Source organism: Curtobacterium sp. MCSS17_011, assembly GCF_003224275.1.
Classification (GTDB): Bacteria; Actinomycetota; Actinomycetes; order Actinomycetales; family Microbacteriaceae; genus Curtobacterium.
In genome coordinates this window covers 66,374-88,458 of record NZ_QKLE01000012.1, presented here as the reverse complement: position 1 = coordinate 88,458, position 22,085 = coordinate 66,374, and the positions used below count along the sequence as shown (strand labels likewise).

General features: G+C 70.6%; 20 protein-coding genes and 1 tRNA gene. 12 read left to right on the top strand and 9 right to left on the bottom strand.

The features are described 5' to 3' along the window. Nucleotides 1-103: 103 nt before the first annotated feature. The 5 genes from DEJ17_RS10310 to DEJ17_RS10290 form a co-directional block, all read right to left on the bottom strand. Nucleotides 104-1,798, bottom strand: a complete 1,695-nt coding sequence (locus DEJ17_RS10310) for a cell wall metabolism sensor histidine kinase WalK (RefSeq protein ID WP_110893605.1) — start codon at nt 1,796-1,798, stop codon at nt 104-106. Between the two features lie 79 nt (nt 1,799-1,877). Then, nucleotides 1,878-2,573, bottom strand: a complete 696-nt coding sequence (locus tag DEJ17_RS10305) for a response regulator transcription factor (protein WP_017888045.1) — start codon at nt 2,571-2,573, stop codon at nt 1,878-1,880. A 51-nt stretch (nt 2,574-2,624) separates the two neighbouring features. Further along, nucleotides 2,625-4,322 (bottom strand): DNA repair helicase XPB, encoded by a 1,698-nt coding sequence (locus DEJ17_RS10300; RefSeq protein WP_027466594.1) that lies wholly within the window; start codon nt 4,320-4,322, stop codon nt 2,625-2,627. A gap of 48 nt (nt 4,323-4,370) precedes the next feature. Continuing rightward, complete coding sequence (locus tag DEJ17_RS10295; protein ID WP_110893603.1) at nt 4,371-6,137, bottom strand: helicase-associated domain-containing protein; 1,767 nt, start codon at nt 6,135-6,137, stop codon at nt 4,371-4,373. A gap of 28 nt (nt 6,138-6,165) precedes the next feature. Beyond that, on the bottom strand, nt 6,166-6,465 hold the full coding sequence (locus DEJ17_RS10290) for a hypothetical protein (protein WP_146239687.1): 300 nt from the start codon (nt 6,463-6,465) through the stop codon (nt 6,166-6,168). A gap of 55 nt (nt 6,466-6,520) precedes the next feature. Here DEJ17_RS10290 and DEJ17_RS10285 point away from each other — a divergent pair, with 55 nt between their 5' ends. Continuing rightward, nucleotides 6,521-6,898 carry a cold-shock protein gene (locus DEJ17_RS10285; protein ID WP_017888041.1) on the top strand — a complete coding sequence of 126 codons (378 nt, stop codon included), beginning with the start codon at nt 6,521-6,523 and terminating at the stop codon, nt 6,896-6,898. Nucleotides 6,899-6,902: 4 nt separating this feature from the next. Then, complete coding sequence (locus tag DEJ17_RS10280) at nt 6,903-7,691, top strand: DUF3027 domain-containing protein (RefSeq protein WP_110893599.1); 789 nt, start codon at nt 6,903-6,905, stop codon at nt 7,689-7,691. A gap of 82 nt (nt 7,692-7,773) precedes the next feature. Here the strand turns inward: DEJ17_RS10280 and serC are convergent, their stop codons facing one another. Further along, nucleotides 7,774-8,889 (bottom strand): phosphoserine transaminase, encoded by a 1,116-nt coding sequence (gene serC, locus DEJ17_RS10275; RefSeq protein WP_110893597.1) that lies wholly within the window; start codon nt 8,887-8,889, stop codon nt 7,774-7,776. A gap of 184 nt (nt 8,890-9,073) precedes the next feature. On the opposite strand from serC, the gene DEJ17_RS10270 reads away from it, so the two are divergent. The 6 genes from DEJ17_RS10270 (at nt 9,074) to argG (ending at nt 15,027) form a co-directional block, all read left to right on the top strand. Continuing rightward, on the top strand, nt 9,074-9,769 hold the full coding sequence (locus DEJ17_RS10270) for a metal-dependent transcriptional regulator (protein ID WP_027466592.1): 696 nt from the start codon (nt 9,074-9,076) through the stop codon (nt 9,767-9,769). A gap of 227 nt (nt 9,770-9,996) precedes the next feature. Beyond that, nucleotides 9,997-10,983 carry a C40 family peptidase gene (locus tag DEJ17_RS18150; protein WP_146239686.1) on the top strand — a complete coding sequence of 329 codons (987 nt, stop codon included), beginning with the start codon at nt 9,997-9,999 and terminating at the stop codon, nt 10,981-10,983. Between the two features lie 352 nt (nt 10,984-11,335). Further along, entirely contained in the window at nt 11,336-11,830 is a 495-nt protein-coding gene (locus DEJ17_RS10260) for an HNH endonuclease (RefSeq protein ID WP_027466591.1), read from the top strand. A 210-nt stretch (nt 11,831-12,040) separates the two neighbouring features. Next, nucleotides 12,041-13,144 (top strand): epoxide hydrolase family protein, encoded by a 1,104-nt coding sequence (locus DEJ17_RS10255; RefSeq protein ID WP_110893593.1) that lies wholly within the window; start codon nt 12,041-12,043, stop codon nt 13,142-13,144. A 13-nt stretch (nt 13,145-13,157) separates the two neighbouring features. Continuing rightward, a tRNA-Arg gene (locus DEJ17_RS10250) sits at nt 13,158-13,232 on the top strand. Nucleotides 13,233-13,584: 352 nt separating this feature from the next. Beyond that, entirely contained in the window at nt 13,585-15,027 is a 1,443-nt protein-coding gene (argG, locus tag DEJ17_RS10245; protein ID WP_042540079.1) for an argininosuccinate synthase, read from the top strand. 91 nt (nt 15,028-15,118) lie between these two features. Here the strand turns inward: argG and DEJ17_RS10240 are convergent, their stop codons facing one another. Continuing rightward, nucleotides 15,119-15,832, bottom strand: coding sequence for an alpha/beta hydrolase (locus DEJ17_RS10240; protein WP_110893591.1), 714 nt, complete (start codon nt 15,830-15,832; stop codon nt 15,119-15,121). 191 nt (nt 15,833-16,023) lie between these two features. On the opposite strand from DEJ17_RS10240, the gene DEJ17_RS10235 reads away from it, so the two are divergent. Then, nucleotides 16,024-16,224, top strand: coding sequence for a hypothetical protein (locus DEJ17_RS10235; protein WP_110893583.1), 201 nt, complete (start codon nt 16,024-16,026; stop codon nt 16,222-16,224). Between the two features lie 41 nt (nt 16,225-16,265). Then, nucleotides 16,266-16,880, top strand: a complete 615-nt coding sequence (locus tag DEJ17_RS10230; RefSeq protein WP_110893582.1) for a copper resistance CopC family protein — start codon at nt 16,266-16,268, stop codon at nt 16,878-16,880. 182 nt (nt 16,881-17,062) lie between these two features. On the opposite strand, the gene DEJ17_RS10225 is transcribed toward DEJ17_RS10230, so the two are convergent. Then, complete coding sequence (locus tag DEJ17_RS10225; RefSeq protein WP_110893580.1) at nt 17,063-18,490, bottom strand: MATE family efflux transporter; 1,428 nt, start codon at nt 18,488-18,490, stop codon at nt 17,063-17,065. Between the two features lie 219 nt (nt 18,491-18,709). Further along, the gene (locus DEJ17_RS10220) at nt 18,710-19,147 is read right to left on the bottom strand and encodes a MarR family winged helix-turn-helix transcriptional regulator (RefSeq protein ID WP_110893578.1); all 438 of its coding nucleotides are present in this window, start codon (nt 19,145-19,147) and stop codon (nt 18,710-18,712) included. A gap of 456 nt (nt 19,148-19,603) precedes the next feature. On the opposite strand from DEJ17_RS10220, the gene nadE reads away from it, so the two are divergent. Together nadE and DEJ17_RS10210 are read left to right on the top strand one after the other, a co-directional pair. Next, nucleotides 19,604-20,431, top strand: coding sequence for an ammonia-dependent NAD(+) synthetase (nadE, locus tag DEJ17_RS10215; RefSeq protein WP_110893622.1), 828 nt, complete (start codon nt 19,604-19,606; stop codon nt 20,429-20,431). A gap of 174 nt (nt 20,432-20,605) precedes the next feature. Then, nucleotides 20,606-22,063 carry an SPFH domain-containing protein gene (locus tag DEJ17_RS10210; protein ID WP_110893576.1) on the top strand — a complete coding sequence of 486 codons (1,458 nt, stop codon included), beginning with the start codon at nt 20,606-20,608 and terminating at the stop codon, nt 22,061-22,063. The last annotated feature ends 22 nt before the right edge of the window (nt 22,064-22,085 follow it).

Below are 22,085 nucleotides of genomic sequence, written 5' to 3'. Positions count from 1 at the left end.
GCGGGGTGTTGTGACCGGCCGGGACGCCCGGGACGCCCGGGCCACCGGGACGCCCGCGACACCCGGGGTGCGGGACGCCGCGGGCCGTACGGCCCGCTGCGGGTCAGGCGTCGAAGTCGCGGGGGAGCAGGGGGAGCCAGACGCGGAAGGTGGCGCCGCCGCCCTCGGTGTCGAAGACCTCGACCGAACCGTTGTGCGCCGCGACGATGCCGGACACGATGGCCAGACCGAGGCCCGAGCCGCCGGTGTCCCGGGCGCGGGAGGTGTCGGCACGCCAGAAGCGCTGGAAGATCTTCTCGCGCAGCTGCGGCGGGATGCCCTCTCCGTGGTCGATCACGTCGAGGTGCGCCATGCCACGCTCGTCGTCCACGCCGATGCCGATCTCGATCGGGTCGTCGTGCGCCGTGAACCGCATGGCGTTGCCCATCAGGTTCGTGACGATCTGGCGGATCTTGTTCTCTTCTGCCAGGACGATCGGCGGTCGCTTCGGCAGCACGACCGTGGGCAGCGGCGTGGTCTCGTCGGTCGGTGCGGCACCCGCGTCGATGTTCATCGCCCGGGTGCGACGGGCCCGCAGACGTGCGATGGTCTGGCGCGAGAACGCGATGGGTCCGGTGGTGTTCGCCGAGGTGGGCGACACGGGCGGCGCTTCCCCGGTGTCCGGAGAGGCGATCGACGACGATGCGGACGGACGGACGGCCTGGGGCACGCTCTCACCGGTCAGGGCGTCCTCGACGAGGACCTGGATCTCACGGTCGGGGTTGGAGGCCATGGTGTCGAGCGCCGAGTCGCGGGCGATGGCGACGAGGTCGACCGGTCCGAGCTCGAGCGGCTTCGACTCGTCGATCCGGGCGAGCTGCAGCAGGTCCTGCACGAGCAGACCCATCCGCTGTGCTTCCTTCTCGATGCGCTCCATCGCCTGGGCGACGTCTTCTTCCTTCCGCAGGGCACCCATCCGGTACAGCTCTGCGTAGCCGCGCAGGGACACCAGCGGCGTGCGGAGCTCGTGCGAGGCGTCCCCGACGAACCGGCGCATTTGGGCGATGGTGCGCTCACGGTCCTCGAACGCGGAGTCGATCCGCTCGAGCATGACGTTGAGGGAGCGGTTGAGTCGGCCGACCTCGGTGTTCGGGGTGTCGGCCTCGAGGCGCTGGTTGAAGTCACCCGCGGCGAATCGGGCAGCGGTGTCCTCGACGTCGCGCAGCGGGTCGAAGGTCGCGGTGACGAGCAGACGGGTGAGCATGGCGCCGAGCAGGATGACCGAGGCACCGAACCCGAGGAAGATCGCGGTGAACTTGCCGATCGTCTCGTCGGTGCCGGCGCTGGAGACGGCGATGAGCACGTAGCCGGTCTCGGTGGTGCCGTCTGACTGGTTCTGCAACGACGCCGGGATGATCTGGGCGCGCCACTCGTGGTTGTGCTGGCTGTCGTAGAGCGAGATGCGCTGGTTCGACTGCGAGGCCTCGACCAGGGTGGCTTCACGGACGTCCGGTCGGCTCGACGCCTTCGTCTGGCAGATCCGGTCACCGTCCGCGTCGTACGCGGCGACGTAGGCGCTCTGCGACACCACGACGGACAGCTTGCAGTACTGCTCGCCGTCACTGATGTTCTGGCCCTCGAGCTGCTCGGTCGTCTGCTTGACCGTGTTGTCGAGCTGCTGCATGAGGTAGGTGGACAGCACCGTCATCGTGCCGAGTCCGGCGACGAGCAATCCGAGCGCGACGAGGAGCACCGTGATCCCGGTGATCTTGGTGCGCAGGGAGATCCCGTCCCACCAGTGGTTCATTCGCGTGTGCATGCTGCCCCAACGATAGACAGCGGCCGCCCGGTGAAACCGGACGACCGCCGTGAAGTCGAGCCCCGCGGGGCTCCGGCCCCTACGAAGCCTTGGACGCCTTCAACATGTACCCGAAGCCGCGCTTGGTCTGGATGATCGGCTCGGCGGAGTACTGGTCGAGCTTGCGGCGCAGGTACGAGATGTAGCTCTCGACGATCCCAGCGTCACCGTTGAAGTCGTACTCCCACACGTGGTCGAGGATCTGCGCCTTGGACAGCACGCGGTTCGGGTTGAGCATGAGGTAGCGGAGCAGCTTGAACTCGGTGGGCGAGAGCTCGATCTGCGCGTCGCCGATCGTGACCTCGTGCGTGTCCTGGTCCATCGTGAGCTCGCCGGCGCGGATGATCGCGTCTTCCTCGTCGTTCATGGTGCGACGGAGGATGGCCTTGATGCGGGCGACGATCTCGTCGAGCGAGAACGGCTTGGTGACGTAGTCGTCGCCGCCGACGGTGAGGCCGGTGATCTTGTCCTCGGTGTCGTCCTTCGCCGTGAGGAACAGGATCGGCGACGTGTAGCCCGAGGAACGCAGACGCTTGGTCACGCCGAAGCCGTTCATGTCGGGCAGCATCACGTCGAGGATGATGAGGTCCGGCTCTTCTTCCAGCACGGCGGAGATCGCCTGCGCGCCGTTGCCCACTGCACGCACGGCGAAGCCGGCGAAGCGCAACGAGGTCGTCAGGAGGTCGCGGATGTTCGGCTCGTCGTCGACGATCAGGATCTTGGGGCCATCGCTCATGGTCCTATCTTCTGACTGTTCCCTCGGGGTTTCCTGAGTGCGGTTCGTGCGTCAGCCCACGGGCGTCTGGACCTGGTCGGCGTCGAGGATCGTGTACGAGTACCCCTGCTCCGCCAGGAACCGCTGCCGGTTCTGCGCGAAGTCCTGGTCGACGGTGTCGCGGGCCACGAGCGTGTAGAACGACGCCGGCAGGCCGTCCTTGTTCGGGCGGAGGAGCCGACCGAGCCGCTGCGCCTCTTCCTGACGCGACCCGAACGAGCCGGAGACCTGGATGGCGACGGTCGCGTCGGGCAGGTCGATCGAGAAGTTCGCGACCTTCGAGACGACGAGCACGTCGACCTCCCCGGACCGGAACGCGTCGTACAGCCGCTCGCGCTCGTCGACCGGTGTGGCTCCGGTGATCTCGGCGGCGTCGAGCGACGCGGCCAGTTCGTCGAGCTGGTCGATGTACTGCCCGATCACCAGGATCTGCTCACCGCGGTGCTTCTCGATGAGTTCCCGCACCACCGGGGTCTTGGCCGGGGACGTCGCGGCGAGCCGGTAGCGCTCGTCGTCGCTCGACGCCGCGTACTCCAGGCGGTCCTGGTGCGGCAGGTCGATGCGGACCTCGTAGCAGGAGGCCGGCGAGATGTAGCCCTGCGCCTCGATCTCCTTCCACGGGGCGTCGTACCGCTTCGGCCCGATGAGCGAGAAGACGTCGCCCTCGCGGCCGTCCTCGCGCACGAGCGTCGCCGTGAGGCCCAGGCGCCGGCGGGCCTGCAGGTCGGCGGTCAGCTTGAACACCGGCGCGGGCAGCAGGTGCACCTCGTCGTAGACGATGAGGCCCCAGTCGAGGGCATCGAGGAGCGACAGGTGCGTGTACTCGCCCTTCCGGCGGGCGGTGAGGATCTGGTAGGTCGCGATCGTGACCGGCCGGATCTCCTTGACGCTGCCCGAGTACTCGCCGATGTCCTCCGGCGTCAGGGTCGTGCGCTTCAAGAGCTCGGTGCGCCACTGCCGCGCCGAGACGGTGTTCGTCACGAGGATGAGCGTGGTCGCCTTGACGGTCGCCATCGCGCCCGCGCCGACGAGCGTCTTGCCCGCACCACAGGGCAGCACGACGACGCCGGAGCCCTGGGCGAAGAACGTGTCGACGGCCTGCTCCTGGTACGGCCGCATGTGCCACTCGGCCGTGTCCAGGTCGATCGGGTGGGGCTGCCCCGGGGTGTAGCCCGCCAGGTCCTCCGCCGGCCAGCCGAGCTTCACGAGCTCCTGCTTGATCTGCCCCCGCGCCCACGGCTGCAGCTCGACCTCGGTCGAGGACCGCATGTCACCGAGCAACGGCTTGATGCGCTTCGACCGGATGACCTCGGCGAGCACCGACGGGTCCTCGGCGGTGAGCAGCAGGAGCGGCAGCCGCTCGAGTTCCTCGGTGGGGGAGTTCGCGATCACGGGGGCGTCGGGCCGTTCCTCGCGCCGGATCACGAGTCGTCCGTAGCGTGAGACCGTGTCGCGGATGTCGACCGTGACGCTCTGCGGCACGGGGAACTTCGCGAAGCGTTCCAGGGTGTCGATCATCGCCTCGGCGTCGTGGCCCGCGGCGCGCGCGTTCCAGAGTCCGAGGCGGGTGATCCGGTAGGTGTGCACGTGCTCGGGAGCGCGTTCGAGCTCGGCGAAGGCGGCGAGCTCGTGGCGCGCGTCCTCGGCGTCGGGGTGCGCGACCTCGAGGAGCACGGTGCGGTCGCTCTGCACGATCAGCGGTCCGTTCATGACCTGCCAGCTTAGCCGTCAGTGGCTGCGTACTGGTGACCGCACGGCTCAGGCGTCGCTCTCGACCGACACGACGAGTGACAGCGGCAGGGTGCGTTCGACGTCGACGGCGGTGTCCCGCCCGCGGACGCGCCCGGCGGCGACCGAGGTCGGCACGATCGAGAACGGTCGCTCCGAGCCGTCCGGCATCCGGACGGTCACACGGATCGGCGTGCGTCCGCGCACGGCCAGGTCGATCTGCCGACCGAGCCACTCCTGCTCCGGCTCCGCGTCGCCGCGCTGCGTCGTCAGGCGGAGCCGTTCGACGAGTGCGTGCGCTGACTGTTCCGGCGAGCGTCCGGCGGGGCTGCGCCGGCCGGGAGGCCCGTGGTGCGTCTCGGGGCGGGCTGCGGTCGTCAGGACGGCCGGGTAGCGCTGGTCCTCGAGCGCGGTGTGCACGACGTGCGGCGGGTAGCGCGTGGTCAGCGTCGTCAGGTCGGGCCGCTCCCACGCGAGCTGCCGGAGCTCGGCGTCCACACCGACCAGGTCGAGCTGGTCGGCGGTGCCGCGGACCTCGGTCCCGACGCCGCCCGGCCCCCGGTCGACGACGATGCTGCCGTCGCGTCCGGCCACCTGGTCGATCAGGTAGGCGAGCGGCTGCGGGATCCCGGTGGCCGACAGCCGCCCGAGCAGGGACAGCAGGTCGTCGCGGGAGTTCCCGGCCCGGAACGCCGCGCGCAGCGAGTCCTCGGAGATGCGGTAGCGCGCCGCGAGCCCCGGTGCTTCGAGCACGGCGACCGTCCGAAGGGCGTCGTCGTCCGCGGGGGCGAGCGGCCCCGGTGCGATGACGGTGAGGTCGTGCTGCAGGTAGACCCGCTCGACGGTGCCCGGCAGGTCGTCGGCGGCCGGTCCGGCGTCGCCGTCGAGGAGTGCCCGGCCGGTGCTCGTGACGGTGCCCTCGACCGCCAGTCCGAGCGACGACGCGGTGCCGGCGACGTCGAGCAGCAGGGCGTCGAGCCAGCGGGACCCTGCCGGGTAGGCCCAGCGTCCGAGCGGCACGAGGTCGCGCAGGTCGCCGTCGGCCAGTTCCAGCACCTGGTGCACGGCGGGCGGGAGGGTGTCCGACCACGCGGCCACCAGCGACACCCAGCGCTCCGGCCAGGTGGCGAGCAGCCAGGTGTGCCCGGCGTCGGTGACGATCCAGCGCCCGGTGTCGGGGTCGGCGAACCCGATGTCGTCGAGGAGGGCCAGGCGGCCGGCCACGAGCTCGGCGTCGGTGCCGATGCGCTCGGCGAGGGCACGGGCGAGCGGCATGCCGATCCCGCCCTTGACGAGTTCGCGGACCGTGCCGGCGTCGATCGCCCGCAGCAGCTCGGCGAGCACGGTCATCGTGGCGAACGCCTGTTCCGCGCCGGTGGTACGTGCGCGCTCGAGCGCCGCGTCGTCGAGGGCGGGAGCAGCGGGGCGGACCTGCTCCGGGCCTCCCGGCTGCTCGTCGAGCGAGGTGAGGTCGGGGTGGGCGGCCACGCGTGCGGCGACCGCGTCGTCGACTGCGCCGTCCTGGTCGGCGAGGCCGAGTTCGATGGCGGGGCCGAGCGCGTCGACGGCGCCGCCGTCACGCAGCGCCAGGATCGTCGCGCGCGGCAGGTGCTCGACGGCGGCGTCCACGGCGTCGTCGCCGCGGAGCGCCTCGGCGAGGTCGAAGAAGTCGGTGATGCGCTGCGGGCCGGTCTCGGCGAGTGCGGCGGTGGGGAGTCGCCTCGCCGCGACGAGGCGCTCGAGCGCGTCGTCCGGCATCGCCCGGAGTCGGGCGGCGAGGTCGGCGGTGGTCGTCATCGTCCGGTGCCAGCGTCCGGGGCGGACGTCAGCGAGCCGTCCGGTTCGCTCGTGCGCGACGTGTCCAGGTGATGCCGAGGAGCGTGAAGACCAGCACCATGGCGATCGGGAAGCCGAAGAGCGGGATGGCCATGACCACCGGCCACGGCATCGCGCCCTGTGCGGTGGGCGCGGTGAGCCACATGATGATCATCGCGACGAAGCAGAGCAGGCCGAGGATGATGATCCCACCGATCATGAACGCCAGAGCGCGTTCGGTACGATTGAACGTCACCGGGGGTTCTGCGGAGTCCTGCGGGTTCCCGGTTGATCGGGTCGGCTTGGCCATCGACCCAGGATATCCGACGCACCACGGCCGTACCACGACCTCGAGGAGTCCACGCATGCCCACCGGCAAGGTCAAGTTCTACGACGACGACAAGGGCTTCGGCTTCATCACCGGAGACGACGGCGACCAGGTGTTCCTGCACGCGTCCTCGCTGCCCGACGGCGTCGTGACCGTCAAGGCCGGCACGCGGCTCGAGTACGGCGTCGTCCAGGGCAAGAAGGGGTCGCAGGCGTTGTCCGTGCGGCTGCTCGAGCCCCAGCCGTCGCTGTCGCGGATGACCCGTCGCTCCGCGGACGACATGGCCGTGATCGTCGAGGACCTGGTGAAGGAACTCGACCGGATCAGCGGAGACCTCCGCCACGGCCGCTACCCGAAGAACGGCGATCGCATCGCCGCCATCCTGCGGCACGTCGCAGACCAGTTGGAGGCGTGACCCCATGACCGAGTCCGAGACAGCAGGGGCCGAGACGGCTCCCGACGCAGCGTCCACTGACGCGGCGTCCACCGACGCAGCGTCCTCCGACTACACCGACCTGGCGCGCGCGGCGTTGCTCGAGGTGACCCCCGAGTCGACCGTCGGCGCGCCGGTCGGCACCGTGGACGAGGGGGACGGGGTGGTGTCCGTCCTGTTCGCCAACCGGCTGCCCGGCTACCCCGGGTGGCGGTGGACCGTCAGCGTCGCCAAGATCGGCGACGACGAGCCCACCGTGCTCGAGGTCGAGCTGATGCCCGGGGACGGCTCGCTCGTGGCGCCCGAGTGGGTGCCGTGGTCCGAGCGACTGGCCGAGTACCGGGCCGCGCAGGAGCACGAGGCTGAGGGCGGCGCCGAGGACGCGTCGGACGAGGATTCCGACGACGAGGACTACGACGACGAGTCGGATGATGACGAAGACGACGACGAGTCGGACGACGAGGACTCGGACGAGGACGACGACTACGACGACTCGGATGACGACGAGGACGACGACGAGTCGGACGACGACGATGACGACGAGTTCGACGCCGACGAGGACGACCTCGACGAGTCGGACGACGACGACATCGAGGGTGTGGACGTCGATGCGCTCGCCGATGTGAGCGACACCGACACCGATGCCGAGGACGAGGCCCCGCAACCGCCCCGTCGTCGCCGTGCCCGCCGCGTGCAGCCGTTCGAGCCGGACGCCGATCTCGAGGTCGACCAGCTCGACGCGGGCGAGACCGACCCGGGCTTCCACCGCGCCTGACCCACCCGGACCGACGAACGGGCCCGGCACCACCGATCCGGTGGTGCCGGGCCCGTCCTCGTTCCGGCGGGTGTCTCCGACGTCAGCGCAGGGCGTCGATCGTGAAGTCGATCGCGCGCACGAGCTTCGCGACGTCGTCCGGGTCGATCGCGGTGAACGTCGCGACGCGCAGCTGGTTGCGGCCGAGCTTCCGGTACGGCTCGGTGTCGACGATGCCGTTCGCGCGCAGGGTCGCGGCCACGGCCTTGGCGTCGATCGAGTCGTCGAGGTCGATCGTGGCGACGACCTGGGACCGAGCGGCGGGGTCGGTGACGAACGGGGTCGCCCAGGCGCTGGCCTCGGCCCAGTCGTAGATCGTCGACGACGAGGTCTTCGTGCGCAGGTCCGCCCACGCCAGGCCGCCGGACTCGTTCATCCACCGCACCTGCTCGTCCAGGAGCAGCAGTGTGGAGATCGCCGGGGTGTTCAGGGTCTGGTTCAGGCGCGAGTTGTCGACGGCGTTCTTGAGCGACAGGAACTCCGGGATGTACCGGTCGGAGGCGGCGATGCGCTCGATCCGCTCGATCGCGGCGGGGGAGAGCAGCGCGAGCCAGAGCCCGCCGTCCGAGGCGAAGTTCTTCTGCGGGGCGAAGTAGTAGACGTCGGTGGCGCTGACGTCGAACAGGGCACCACCGGCGGCGCTGGTCGCGTCGACGACGGTGAGGGCGCCGGCGTCACCGGCCGCGCGGACGACCGGGGCCATGACGCCGGTCGAGGTCTCGTTGTGCGGGTAGGCGTAGACGTCCACGCCCTCCACCGACTCGAGTGCGGCGAGGGAGCCGCCCGGTGCCTCGACGACGTGCGGGGCCTCGAGCCACGGGGCCGCTGCGGCCTTGGCGAACTTCGACCCGAATTCGCCGAAGGACAGGTTCTCGGCACGGCGCTCGATGAGGCCGAACGCGGCGGCGTCCCAGAACGCGGTCGAGCCGCCGTTGCCGAGGACGACCTCGTAGCCCTCGGGGATCTGGAACAGGTCGGCGAGGCCGGAGCGGACGCTGCCGACCAGGTCCTTGACGGGCTTCTGGCGGTGCGAGGTGCCGAGGATCGTGGCGCCGCGCGTCACGAGGGACTCGAGCTGTGCGCCGCGGATCTTCGACGGACCGCAGCCGAAGCGACCGTCGGTGGGGAGGAGTTCGGCCGGGATGACGATGTCTGCCATGCACCGATCCTAACGACGACGATCCGCCTGCCCGAGCCCGTGTACCGGCCGGACGGGGAGGGTTCGGCCCGCTCGTCCACCGCGTCGGATGACCCGTTCTCACCTGCGTCCGGGCGCCGGTCGGTGTTCGTCGGTGCGAACAAGTAGTGTGGTCGGCGCTGGGCCCAGACATGAGAGGCGGACCGTGACCGATCTCGTCGACACCACGGAGATGTACCTTCGCACCATCCTCGACCTCGAGGAAGAGGCGATCGTGCCACTGCGTGCGCGCATCTCCGAGCGCCTCGGACACTCGGGCCCGACGGTCTCGCAGACCATCGCCCGCATGGAGCGCGACGGCCTGGTCGTCGTCTCCGGTGACCGCCATCTGGAGCTCACCGATGAAGGTCGTTCCCGCGCCACCCACGTGATGCGCAAGCACCGTCTGGCCGAACGCCTGCTTGCCGACGTCATCGGGCTCGACTGGGCCTTCGTGCACGACGAGGCGTGTCGGTGGGAGCACGTCATGAGCGAGCAGGTCGAGGTCCGCCTGCTCGAGATGCTCGGCAACCCGACCGAGTCGCCGTACGGCAACCCGATCCCCGGACTGGCCGAGATCGGTGGCCCCGCGGCCGCCGGGTTCCTCGACGGTGTCCAGAACATCGTCGCCGCGACCGAGGGCACCGACGCCGTCACGACCGGGGTCGTCCGACGCCTGGGCGAGCCGGTGCAGTTCGAGCCGGAGCTCCTGCACCAGCTCCGCACCGCGGGCGTCATGCCCGGGCGCATGGCGAGCGTGCAGCGCGCGGGGGCCTACGTCGCGGTCCGCGTCGAGGGCGAGGACTCGGGCATCGAGCTGCCCATCGAGGTCGCGCAGCACGTCTACATCGAGCGAGACTGACCGTTCCTGGTCGTCCCTGAGAGTCTTTACCGTTTCGTTACCCACCGGGCGTTTGGTCTCGACACGGTAACGACGCCTCCGTACACTCGTCCGAGTCGCCGCGCTGCCCCTGAGCCGGAGACCCGTGGCAGGACGTCTCGAACCCGTCTCCTGCCTCGATCGGAAACGATGACGAACGGATGGGGTTGCACACCGCCGGACACCCACGGCGGCGTGATGACGAGACGTTGGAGACCCACCTCTTGACGCAGACCGGTACCGCCGCGGACGACCAGACGCCCGCGAACCCGACGAACACCGAGAACGCCACCACCGCCCCGCTCACCCGGCGGGCCGTGCGCGAGACCGAGGGCCGCCCGGTCCGCAAGGTCGTGCCGGTGCGCTCCGCCCCGCTGCCCGGTGGCCGTCGTGCCGCGCAGGCTGCGGCCGCAGCGAACACCGCCAAGGCCAGCTCGTCGTCGCGCAAGCGCAAGTTCCTCGCGCCGGTCGTCCTCACCGTGGCCGCCGGCATGTTCGGCACCGTCGCGGTCGCCCCGGCCTTCGCCGCGACGACCTCCACCAACTCGACCGCCGTCGCCGACGCCCAGCGTCAGGCCCATGCCACGCAGAGCCAGGAGCTGTCGGTCTCCGACGCCGTGGCGCTGGCCGACACGAGCCGTGACGGCTACGGCGCGACCTCCACCGCGACGCTCGACGCCGAGAAGGCCGCCAAGCACGCCGCCGCCGACCAGGCCGCCGCAGCGAAGGAGGTCGCCGAGCAGGCCGAGCAGACCCAGACCGCCCGCGCCGCGACCGCGAAGCAGTACTCCTCGTACACCGGGCCCACCGCCGCCGAGTACGCGGCCAGCTCGTCCGCCGCCGACACCCCGTTCTCGCTGCCGGCCGTGGTCGCCACCGCCAAGCAGTACATCGGCACCCCGTACGTCTTCGGTGGCGCGGACCCGTCGGGCTTCGACTGCTCGGGCTACATCATGTTCGTGTACGCCCAGTACGGCATCAACCTCGCGCACTCGGTGCCGCTGCAGGACCAGGCCGGCACCACGATCCCCGAGTCCGAGGCGCAGCCCGGTGACGTCGTCATCTTCAACAACGAGGCGCACGACGGCTTCTACATGGGGAACGGCATGATCATGGACGCCCCGAAGCCCGGTGGCTCCGTGCAGATCCGTCCGATCTGGACCAGCGACTACCACATCGTCCGGTTCGGCATCTAACGACCACTGCCCCTCCGGCGTGTGAACTTCAGCGGAACCGGCCCGCGCACCCTCGTGCCGGGCCGGTTTCTGGGTTAACCTGACGCTGCACCGGTCCGCACCGGCGCGAACAGGAGACCCTCATGTCGATGTTCCGCACGACCCGCACCATGGGTCGGCGCGCGCGCGTCGACATATGGTCGAGCACAGCCTGCGTGCACGAGCACGCCCCTGCATGACGAGAGCACTGCCCATCCGGGTGGTGCTCTTCGTGGTTCCAGGGGTGTGAACAGGTCGTCCTCACCCGTTCGCGTCGTCGGTCCGACGCACCCGCAGCGCCTGGAAGCCGTCCAGGCACGTCGGAAGGGAACCCATGCGCACTCTCGTCCTCAACGCCGGTTACGAGCCCCTCGCGGTGATCTCGTTCCGACGAGCCCTCGTGCTGGTCATGAACCAGAAAGCCGCCATCGTCGCCGCCGACGTCGAACACCCGGTCACCGGGTCGACGTCGAGTTACGACCGTCCGTCCGTCATCATCCTCACCCGCTACGTGCGCATCCCGCACTCCAGGCTCGTGCCGGTGTCCCGTCGCGGTGTGCTGCGTCGGGACGGCAACCACTGTGCCTACTGCGGCCGGCACGCCACCACCATCGACCACGTGCAGCCGCGGTCGCGCGGTGGGCAGGACTCCTGGGAGAACCTCGTCGCCTGCTGCCTGGCCTGCAACAACACCAAGGGCGACCGCACTCCGCAGGAGATGGGGTGGCGCCTCCGGTTCCCGCCGAAGGTGCCGCACGGGTCCTCGTGGGTCGTGCGCGGCATCGAGCGTCCGCAGGCGGAGTGGGACGAGTACCTCGTGGCCGCGTAGCGGCCGCCGCCGCGTTTCGTGCGCAGCAATGGTCGGGTCGATCAGGCCGACCCGACCATTGCTGCACACCGTGTGCGGTCTGGAGGCCCGTGGTGACGCCGCCACCCCTCCCTCGCAGGCTCGGTCGGCGCGGCCCCCGTGCCGCTGGCGCGGCACCGCCGAGCGGGCCGCGCCGTCCGCCTGTCGGTGGCGCTGACTATCGTCGCCGACATGGGCGAGACACCGCACATCGACGACGCGACCATCGACGACCTGCGCGCTCGGCTGCGTGCCACGCGTTGGCCGGACGCGCCTGCCGGGGTCGGCTGGACGCTCGGCGTGGACCTCGACGTCCTGCGCCCGCTCGTCGAGTACTGGGCCGACGGGTTCGACTTCGACGCGCACGGTGCCGAGCTCGCCGCGCTGCCCTCGCGCCGTGTCGTCGTCGACGGCATCGGCATCCACGTCCTGCACGCCCGCGCCCCGCGGCCCGATGCCCTGCCGGTCCTGCTCGCGCACGGCTGGCCGGACTCCGGGTGGCGGTACCGCAAGGTACTGCCGATGCTCGTCGACGCCGGGTACGACGTCGTCGTGCCGGACATGCCCGGGTACGGCTTCTCGGATGCACCGCCGCAGGTGCTCGACGCCCGGCAGGTGGCCGGCATGTGGGCGACGCTGATGACGGACCTCGGGTACGAGCGGTTCGCGGTGTCCGGTGGCGACATCGGCACGCACGTCGCCCGCTACCTGGCACTCGACCACCCCGACCGGGTCGTCGCCGTGCACCGCATCGACGGCGGGCTCGCCTGGCCGGGGCTGGATGCGTCCACGTTGTCCGCGGCCGAGCGGGAGTTCGTCGCCGCGACCGATCGGTGGCGCACCGCCGAGGGTGCCTACGCGATGCTGCACCGGACGAAGCCGCAGACCGCCGCCGTCGGGCTGAACGACTCGCCCGCGGGGCTGGCCGCCTGGATCGTCGAGAAGCTCCGGGCGTGGAGCGACTGCGACGGCGACCTGTGGTCGGTCTACACGCGCGACGAGGTCCTGGCGCTGCTGACCGAGTACTGGGCGACCGCCACGATCGGGTCGGCGATGCGGATGTACCACGCGAACGCGGCGATCCCGGCAGCGCAGCTGGAACGACGGGTCGAGGTGCCGTCCGGGTTCTCGATCTTCCCCGGCGACATCGTGCGGGCGCCGCGCGAGTGGCTCGAGCGCACCACGAACCTCGTGTTCCACCACGAACTCGACCGCGGCGGGCACTTCGCGCCGTTCGAGCAGCCCGACCTGTTCGTCGACGAACTGCACGCGTTCCTGGAGCCCTTCCGCCGCTAGAGTGGACGGGCCAGCCTCTGTAGCTCAATGGAAGAGCAGTTCCGTCCTAAGGAAACGGTTGGGGGTTCGAGTCCCTCCAGGGGCACCAGCAGGTCGAAGGGGTTCGAGTCCCTGCAGTGTCCTCCGCGGGCACCAGCAGGTCGAAGGGGTTCGAGTCCCTGCAGTGTCCTCCGCGGGCACCAGCAGGTCGAAGGGGTTCGAGTCCCTGCAGTGCCCTCCACGGGCACCAGCAGGTCGAAGGGGTTCGAGTCCCTGCAGTGTCCTCCGCGGGCACCAGCAGGTCGAAGGGGTTCGAGTCCCTGCAGTGTCCTCCGCGGGCACCAGCAGGTCGAAGGGGTTCGAGTCCCTGCAGTGCCCTCCACAGGCACTTTGCAGCCCAGTTCTCCACAACCGTCGCGCTGGACGGTAGGGATCCCTGGTCTCCCCGTACGATTGACCCCGTGTCCAAGGTCCTGAGCAGTCTCCCCGTCGGCGAACGAGTCGGCATCGCGTTCTCAGGGGGTCTCGACACCTCCTGCGCCGTTGCCTGGATGCGCGAGAAGGGAGCGATCCCCTGCACGTACACGGCCGACATCGGCCAGTACGACGAGCCGGACATCGACGCCGTCCCGAGCCGCGCCCACGAGTACGGCGCCGAGATCGCCCGACTGGTCGACGCGAAGAGCGCCCTGGTCGAAGAGGGCCTGGTCGCCCTGCAGACCGGTGCGTTCCACATCCGCTCCGGCGGCAAGACGTACTTCAACACGACGCCGCTCGGCCGCGCGGTGACGGGCACGATGCTCGTCCGCGCGATGAAGGAAGACGGCGTCGACATCTGGGGCGACGGCTCCACCTACAAGGGCAACGACATCGAGCGGTTCTACCGCTACGGCCTCATGGCCAACCCGCGCCTGCGCGTCTACAAGCCGTGGCTCGACTCCGAGTTCGTCGAGGAGCTCGGTGGCCGCAAGGAGATGAGCGAGTGGCTCGTCGCCCGCGGGTTCCCGTACCGTGACTCCACCGAGAAGGCGTACTCGACCGACGCGAACATCTGGGGTGCGACGCACGAGGCGAAGAGCCTCGAAGAGCTGTCGAGCGGCCTGGACATCGTCGAGCCGATCATGGGCGTCGCCGCCTGGCGTGACGACGTCGAGGTCGCGACCGAGATCGTCAGCGTCCGGTTCGAGGCCGGTCGCCCGGTCGCGATCAACGGCGTCGAGTACACCGACGCGGTCGCACTGGTCTACGAAGCGAACGCCATCGGTGGCCGCCACGGCCTGGGTGCGTCCGACCAGATCGAGAACCGCATCATCGAGGCGAAGAGCCGTGGCATCTACGAGGCGCCGGGCATGGCGCTGCTGCACATCGCCTACGAGCGTCTGCTCAACGCGATCCACAACGAGGACACGGTCGCCTCGTACCACAACGAGGGTCGCCGTCTCGGTCGCCTGATGTACGAGGGCCGCTGGCTCGACCCGCAGTCGCTCATGCTCCGCGAGTCGCTGCAGCGCTGGGTCGCCTCCGCCGTCACGGGCGAGGTCACGCTGCGCCTGCGTCGCGGCGACGACTACACGATCCTCGACACCACGGGCCCCGCGCTGTCGTACCACCCGGACAAGCTGTCGATGGAGCGCGTCGGCGACGCCGCGTTCGGCCCGGACGACCGCATCGGCCAGCTCACGATGCGCAACCTCGACATCGCGGACTCCCGTTCGCGGCTCGAGCAGTACGCCGCCGCCGGCCTCATCGGTGGCGCGACGGCCGAGCTCGTCGGCGAGCTCGAGGCGGGCGAGGCCGAGGAGATCCTCGGCGGCGCGATCGTCGCCTCCGACGCCGAGGACGCGATGGGTCGTCGCACGGACCTCGCATCCGAGGGCGCAGCCTTCGACTCCGGCACCGACTGATCGAGCGGACCCGCGCCCTGGGCGCGACCCCCTGATGACGGGAGGCCCGGTGCCAGCTGGCACCGGGCCTCCCGTCCGTCGTTGTGACGTCTCACGACGCGGTGCTCGCGAGCAGCAGCTCGAGCTGTTCGACGACCAGGTCGGGTCGGGTGATGAAGGGATGGTGCCCGGTGGGCACGTCAACGCTCCGCGTCGCCCGTGCCGCGTGCTCTCGCTGGAGGCCGACTGTGGTGCTCCGGTCCTCGGCGCAGACAAGGTAGGTGGAGTCGACGCCCTGCCAGCCCGCGGCGGTCGTCGGCGTGACGAACGCGGCAGCGGACTGTGCGGTGACGCGGTCCCACGCAGCCCGCTGCACCGGCGGGACGGCGTCCTGCAGGAACCGCGCGCCGAACGACGAGGCGTCGTACCCGATCAGTGCCAGGGCGCCGTCCCCGGCATCACCGATCGGCACCGGGTCGGGCTCGTCCGACATGATCCCGGCCTGGGCCGATCCGACGTCGGGCAGGTAGGACGACACGTACACCAGGTGCTCGACGGCATCGTGCTGGCCGGCCTCGGCGATGACCGTGCCGCCGTACGAGTGCCCGACGACGATCGCGCCGTCGCTGCTGTCGAGCGCGACCCGGAGTGCTGCCGCGTCCTCGGCGAGACCCCCTTCAGGGCGGCCGGACGGGCTCTCGCCACAGGACGGCAGGGCCACCGATCGACCGCGGACACCGGTCCGGTCGAACAGCAGGTCGGCGGTGGGCTGCCACCACCAGTCGCCGTCGCGGACGAGCGCGCCGTGGACGAAGAGGATCTCCATGCGCCGACGCTACAGCGCCCCCGCTTCGCCGGTCCGTCGCGACCGGTCGGCCGAGAAGCGCACTGCGTTCGACGCGACGCCTCCCAACACCTAGCGTAGAGCTACCGGGTCAGTCATCAGGGACTCGTCGTCACGATGCTCCTCACGATCTGTGAGGTCTGGCACAGCGGGTCGACCCGGGCGGATCCGAGATGCGCATCATCTCGAACGAAGGGCTGGTCATCATGACCGCCACCATCCAGAACGCCTGGCACCGCCACGGCCTCCGTTCCCCCGAAGACCTCGCCGCCCTCGTTGCCGAACGGCTCGAAGGAACCGGCCACCAGCTCGTCGGCGTCAGCGAAGCGCGCTACGAGCCCACCTACGCGGACTTCCTCGGCGAGCAGCTCTGACCCCCAGCAGGCTGCCGCTCGACCGTCGGTAGAGTCTGCGCATGCGCACAGCCCGAACCGCCGCGGCGGCACTGGCGATCGTCGCGGCGGGACTGCTGACGCTCGTCGGCGTCCAGCCTGCGTCGGCCCACTCGGCCCTGACCAGCAGTACCCCGGCGGACGGCGCGGTCGTCACCGAGCCGCTCGAGTCCGTCGACCTGACCTTCTCCGAGGCGCCGCTCGCCGGCCTCGACGCCGGACTCCGGATCCAGGTGACGGATACCTCCGGCGCCGACGTCGCCACGGGTGACGTGACGGTCTCCGGGACGACCATGCGCCGCGCGGTCGACCTCGAGCGGGGCACCTACACGGTGCTCTGGCGGTACGTGTCGCCGGACGGCCACCCGATCGAGGGCACGCTCGCGTTCGAGTACCGGGCCGCTGCGCCGGTGTCCACCCCGAGCGCGAGTGCCACCCCGACCCCGACGGCGGCGAACGGTGCACCGACGCCGAGTGCCACCGCGACGGCCACCGGAGCCTCGGACGGTGCTCCGTCGACGCCGCCGGGCATCGCGCCGGGCGTGTGGATCGGCCTCGGCGCCGGAGCCGTCCTGGTGGCCGGCGCGGTCGTCGTGCTGCTGCTGCGGCGCGGTCGCAGCGCGGAGCGCAGTTCGTAGCGCGGCGCGCGCCCGCTTCGTGAACAGAAGCGGTCGGGTCGCACGCGCGTACCCGACCGTTCCTGCTCACGAAGCGCACGCGGCGCACGTCACGCGACCACACAACGGACGGGAGGCCCGGTGCCGGACCGGCACCGGGCCTCCCGTCCGCACGTGGTGCGTGACGCCGGGGGCGACGCGCCTCACGCCACCGGGGTGGCCTCCAGCGCGGCGTCGGCGCGTGCCGCGCTGCCCTCGGCCAGGCCTCGGGCGATGCGGCCCCGCGTCGCCAGCCAGAGGACGACCGCGGCGACGAACACGATGCCCTCGGTGACGGTGAGTGCCCAGATGATCCCGGCGAGCCCGAACCACACGTTGCCGGCGATCACGATCGGGATGAACAGCACGCCCTGCGCGATCGACAGCACCATCGCGGGCATGACCATCCCGGTCGCCTGGAACAGCGAGGTGAGCAGTCCCGTGAACCCGTTGACGACGGCGGCGACGAGCTGTGCCGTCAGGATCGTCATACCGATCGCGAGCACCGAGTGGTCACCGGAGAAGATCGTGAAGACCTGCTCGCGGGACAGGAACACGGTGCCGGAGAAGACGAGCACGATGCCGCCGACGGTCAGGGCCGAGGCGCGCAGGCCGGAACGCAGTCGAGCTGCGTCACCCGCGCCGAACGCGTAGGCCAGCAGCGGCAGCACGCCGACGGTCACGCCCATCACCAGGAACTCCGGCACCTGGGCGATGCGGACCGCGACGCCCATCGCTGCCAGCGGGTCGTCACCGTAGGCGGCGGCGAGGTTGTTGAGGACGAGTGTCGTGACGATGAGGAACGCGGACTGCAGCAGCTCGCCGACGCCGATGCCGAACACGGGCTTCAGGACGTCCGCACGCAGGGTGAACCACTTCGGCGCGAAGCTGACGTTCTCGCTGTTCCGCTGCAGCCAGGTCACCCAGTAGGCGATCGAGACCACGTTGGCCAGGCCCACCGCGAGTGCTGCGCCGCCGACACCCCAGTGCAGCCCCAGGATGAACAGGACGTCGAACACCAGGTTGCCGACCGTGGACAGGACGAGGCCGATCATCGCCTGCCGCGCGGCGCCCTCGGAGCGGACGATCTGCTCGAGCGCGAAGGACGCGGCGAGGACGGGGACGAACGCGAGCATCACGGCGACGTACTCGCTCGTGGCGGGGACCGCTGCCGCGTCGGCACCGAGGACGGCGACGAGCGGGCGGAGCAGCAGGAGTCCGACGACGCCGAGCACGGCTCCGGTCACGACCGCGCCCCACAGTGCGAACGAGGCGACGTGCTTGATGTCCCGCGCCTTGTCGGGATCGTGTTCCGACGCTCCGAGCAACCGGGACATCAACGCGCTGCCGCCGACGCCGAACACCCCGCCCACGGCCATCACCAGGCCGAGCAGTGGCGTGCCGAAGGTGATCGCGGCGAGCAGGGACGTGTCGTGCTGGGCGCCGATGAAGCCCGCGTTGATGACGTTGTACAGGGCGCTGACGACCATCGCGGCGGCCATCGGCACGCACAGGTGCACCAGGGCTCGGGCGATCGGGGCAGCGGAGAGGTACCAGCGGTTCGTCGCCGCAGCGGTGGTGGTGGAGGACATGACGGTTCCCTTCCGGGCATGACGGTGGGCGCGCCGACGGACGCCGGCGCGGCAGGGGGAGCGCGCGACCGATCGGGTCGCGGGATCGCGGGATCGCGGGATCGCGGGATCGCGGGGTTGCGAAGGCGCGGGGTCGCGAGGGCGCGCCGGCGGATCCGGCCGGGAGGCGCGTGGTGCGTGAGCGGGTCGGGCGGTGGTGCGGTTGGTGCCGTGGTGCGGCTATCGGGTCGGCGGCGCGAGTTCCGCGGTCACCTTCTGCAGCAACTGCCGCAGGGTGGCACGCTCGTCCGCGTCGAGCGGTGCGAGCAGGGAGTCGTCGAGGGCGACCATCGCGTCGGTGAACCCGGCGATGAGGTCGATGCCCGCCTGGGTGGCGTGCACCGTCTTCGTCCGCCCGTTCGTGGCGTCCGGTCGTCGTTCGATCAGGCCACGCCGCTCGAGCCCCTGCAGGAGACTCGAGACGCTGGCCGCGCTGGTGCGGGTGACCTCGGCGATGTCCCGTTGGATGGCGCCGGGGTGTTCCTGCAGGTACCCGAGCACGAACGACTGCTCGTGGGTGAGGTCGCGCTCGCGGACCCACTCCTCGGCGCCCTTGCGCTGTGCCCATCCGATCCAGCGCATGAGCTGGAGCGGTGTCGTGAAGTCCGGTGCCTGCATGATCAGGACTCTAACTATTAGACATCGAACTGTCAATGGATCCGGTCCGAGCCGTGACCCCACAACGGGGGCATCGAGTGCCGCGCGGATGCTGGTAACTTGCACAGGCAGCGGCCTCACCAGCCGTCTTCCGGCCCCTCGCACGGGCCAGCACATCCCCCGGCTCACCTCCGGGGGCGGATCAGCGGCGGACCCCGTCGGAGGAGGAGGCATCGTGCCACACCACGGACCGCCCACCGCGATCCCGGCGCGACGAGTTCGTCGCGCCTGACCAGGACGGGCGCCGGCGGGTACCGGCGTCCGCCTCACCGGATCCGCGACGCGTTCGGGTCGTCGCGGATCCCCGGGGCGGTGGTGATCGGGTCACCACCGCCCCGGGACCTCCTGCTGTCGATCCGATCGACGTGTTCGGGAACCTGCCGGTCCACGGAGCCGGATCGGCGTGATACTGGGGTGGTGCGTGAACTCCAAGCCGCCATCGCAGCGGACCTCAACGTCCAGCCGACCATCGACCCGGAGCAGGAGGTCGCCCGTCGTGTCGGGTTCCTGCGCGACTACCTGCTGACGACCGGGGCGAAGGGGTACCTCCTCGCCATCAGCGGCGGGCAGGACTCCACCCTGGCCGGCCGCCTGACCCAGCTCGCGGTCGAGTCGCTCCGCACCGAGGGTCACCCGGCGGAGTTCACGACCGTCCGCATGCCCTACCGCGTGCAGGCCGACGAGGACGACGCCCAGCTCGCCCTGCAGTTCATCGCGGCCGACCCGGGCATCACCGTCAACATCGAGCACGGGGTCGACGGGGTCATGGAGGACACCGCCGCCTCGGGTGTCGAGCTGAGCGACTTCGTGAAGGGCAACGTCAAGGCGCGCATGCGCATGGTCGCCCAGTACGCGGTCGCCGGGCAGCGCGGCCTGCTGGTGGTCGGCACGGACCACGCGGCCGAGGCCGTCACGGGCTTCTTCACCAAGTACGGCGACGGCGGCGTCGACCTCACCCCGCTCACCGGGCTGTCGAAGAGCCAGGGGCGGCAGCTGCTCGAGCACCTCGGCGCACCGGCCCGCCTGTACGAGAAGGCGCCCACCGCCGATCTGCTCGACGAGCTGCCCGGGCAGACCGACGAGGCGAACCTCGGGCTCACCTACGCCGAGATCGACGCCTACCTGCAGGGACACGACGTGCCGGTCGAGGTCGCCGAGGCGATCGAGTCGCGGTACCGCGCGACCGAGCACAAGCGTCAGGTGCCGGCGACCCCCTTCGATGACTGGTGGCGTGCCGGCGCGTAGCGCTGACGACCCCGGCCCGGAGGCGCGGTGCAGGTGATCCTGCACCGCGCCTCCGGCCTGTTGTCCCCAACTCTTCCCTGTGCGCTCCTGCTGGCCGCGTGCGCTCCTAGGATGGGAGCCAACGGAACAACAGATGCGGAATCCAGGCTGGCGCCTGGTCCGTGAGGGGGAGTCATGGAAGTCCTGTTCGCGCTCGGAGCCGTCCCGCTGGTCATCGTGGGGATCATCGTCCTCGCCGTGATCGCGCTGATCTACGCCAAGGTCGTGTACCGCAACGCCGGTGCCGACGAAGCGCTCATCATCACCGGCAAGCGCTCCCGCAAGGTCAAGAACGACGACGGCACCGAGACCGTCGAGTCCGGTATCAAGGTCGTGCTCGGCGCCGGCGTGCTCGTCCGCCCCTTCTTCGAGAAGGTCGCGAAGCTGTCGCTCAGCTCGCGTGCGATCGACATCAACGTCAACGCGCAGGACTCCCGCGGCGTCACCATCGACGTCGAGGCGGTCGCCCTCGTCAAGGTCGGCGAGACCGACGCCTCGATCCGGGCGGCCGCGCAGCGGTTCCTCGGGCAGGAGAAGAAGATCGACGACTTCGCGCGCGAGGTCCTGTCCGGTTCGCTCCGTGCCTCGATCGGTGCGACCGACGTGTCGACCATCATCCGCAAGCGCGACCAGCTCACCGTCGCGGTGCTCGACGTCGCGAAGGATGCCCTGCACAGCCAGGGGCTCGACGTCGACTCGTTCGAGATCAAGGGCATCTCGGACCGCAACGAGTACATCAGCGACCTCGGTCGTGCCGAGCGTGCGCGCGTGCGGCTCGAGGCCGAGAACGCCGAGGCCCAGGCCGACCGCGAAGCACGAGAGGCCCGCGCGACCGCCGACCAGGCGATCGCGGAGGCCGAGAACACCCTGGCGATCCGCCGTGCCGCGCTGCAGCTCGACGCCGACCGTGCTTCCGCCGAAGCCGCTGCCGCCGGGCCGCTCGCCCAGGCTCGCGCGTCCCAGGGTGTCGTGGAGCAGGAGCAGATCACGGCGCAGAAGCGTGCCGAGCTGCGTCGTGCCGAGCTCGAGTCCGAGGTCTCCGCCGTCGCCGAGGCCCAGGCGCGCAAGACCCGCGTCGAGGCTGAAGCAGCTGCCGGTGCCCAGGTCGAGACCGCCCGTGCACAGGCAGAAGCCCGCCGGATCTCCGCCGAGGCCGTCGCGGCAGAGGCGAAGGCCGAGGCGGACGCCCGCAAGCTCGCCGCCGACGCCTCACGCGCCGAGGGGGAAGCCGCCGCGGACGCGATCCGTGCGAAGGGCCAGGCCGAGGCCGATGCGACCAAGGCGCAGGCCGATGCGCTCGCGCAGCACTCCGAGGCCGTCCTGCGGGTCAAGGCGATCGAGACGCTGCCGAGCATCGCCCGGGAACTCGCGGCCCCGATGAGCAACATCGACACGCTCACCGTGGTGTCCTCCGACGGCGCCGGTGCCCTGTCGAAGAGTGTCGTCAGCCAGTTCAGCGAGGTCGATGCGTTGCTCGGTGCCACCGCCGGGTTCACCCTGAGCGACATCGTGAAGAGCACCACGACGGGGCAGGCCGCCGCTCGGGCCGTCGTGCGCGAGCAGTCAATGCCGCAGGTCGAACCGGCCGAGTAGCCGAGCCGACGGGTGCAGCGGG

Bases quoted from the DNA above. Each gene is read 5' to 3' on its own strand.
- serC (WP_110893597.1), bottom strand. From the start codon at position 8,889: ATGGCAGACATCGTCATCCCGGCCGAACTCCTCCCCACCGACGGTCGC.
- DEJ17_RS10240 (WP_110893591.1), bottom strand. From the start codon at position 15,832: ATGGAGATCCTCTTCGTCCACGGCGCGCTCGTCCGCGACGGCGACTGG.
- DEJ17_RS10280 (WP_110893599.1), top strand. From the start codon at position 6,903: ATGACCGAGTCCGAGACAGCAGGGGCCGAGACGGCTCCCGACGCAGCG.
- DEJ17_RS10235 (WP_110893583.1), top strand. From the start codon at position 16,024: ATGCGCATCATCTCGAACGAAGGGCTGGTCATCATGACCGCCACCATC.
- DEJ17_RS10295 (WP_110893603.1), bottom strand. From the start codon at position 6,137: ATGACGACCACCGCCGACCTCGCCGCCCGACTCCGGGCGATGCCGGAC.
- DEJ17_RS10260 (WP_027466591.1), top strand. From the start codon at position 11,336: ATGCGCACTCTCGTCCTCAACGCCGGTTACGAGCCCCTCGCGGTGATC.
- DEJ17_RS10285 (WP_017888041.1), top strand. From the start codon at position 6,521: ATGCCCACCGGCAAGGTCAAGTTCTACGACGACGACAAGGGCTTCGGC.
- DEJ17_RS10290 (WP_146239687.1), bottom strand. From the start codon at position 6,465: ATGGCCAAGCCGACCCGATCAACCGGGAACCCGCAGGACTCCGCAGAA.
- DEJ17_RS10220 (WP_110893578.1), bottom strand. From the start codon at position 19,147: ATGCAGGCACCGGACTTCACGACACCGCTCCAGCTCATGCGCTGGATC.
- DEJ17_RS10305 (WP_017888045.1), bottom strand. From the start codon at position 2,573: ATGAGCGATGGCCCCAAGATCCTGATCGTCGACGACGAGCCGAACATC.
- DEJ17_RS10210 (WP_110893576.1), top strand. From the start codon at position 20,606: ATGGAAGTCCTGTTCGCGCTCGGAGCCGTCCCGCTGGTCATCGTGGGG.
- DEJ17_RS10300 (WP_027466594.1), bottom strand. From the start codon at position 4,322: ATGAACGGACCGCTGATCGTGCAGAGCGACCGCACCGTGCTCCTCGAG.
- DEJ17_RS10310 (WP_110893605.1), bottom strand. From the start codon at position 1,798: ATGCACACGCGAATGAACCACTGGTGGGACGGGATCTCCCTGCGCACC.
- DEJ17_RS10230 (WP_110893582.1), top strand. From the start codon at position 16,266: ATGCGCACAGCCCGAACCGCCGCGGCGGCACTGGCGATCGTCGCGGCG.
- DEJ17_RS10225 (WP_110893580.1), bottom strand. From the start codon at position 18,490: ATGTCCTCCACCACCACCGCTGCGGCGACGAACCGCTGGTACCTCTCC.
- DEJ17_RS10255 (WP_110893593.1), top strand. From the start codon at position 12,041: ATGGGCGAGACACCGCACATCGACGACGCGACCATCGACGACCTGCGC.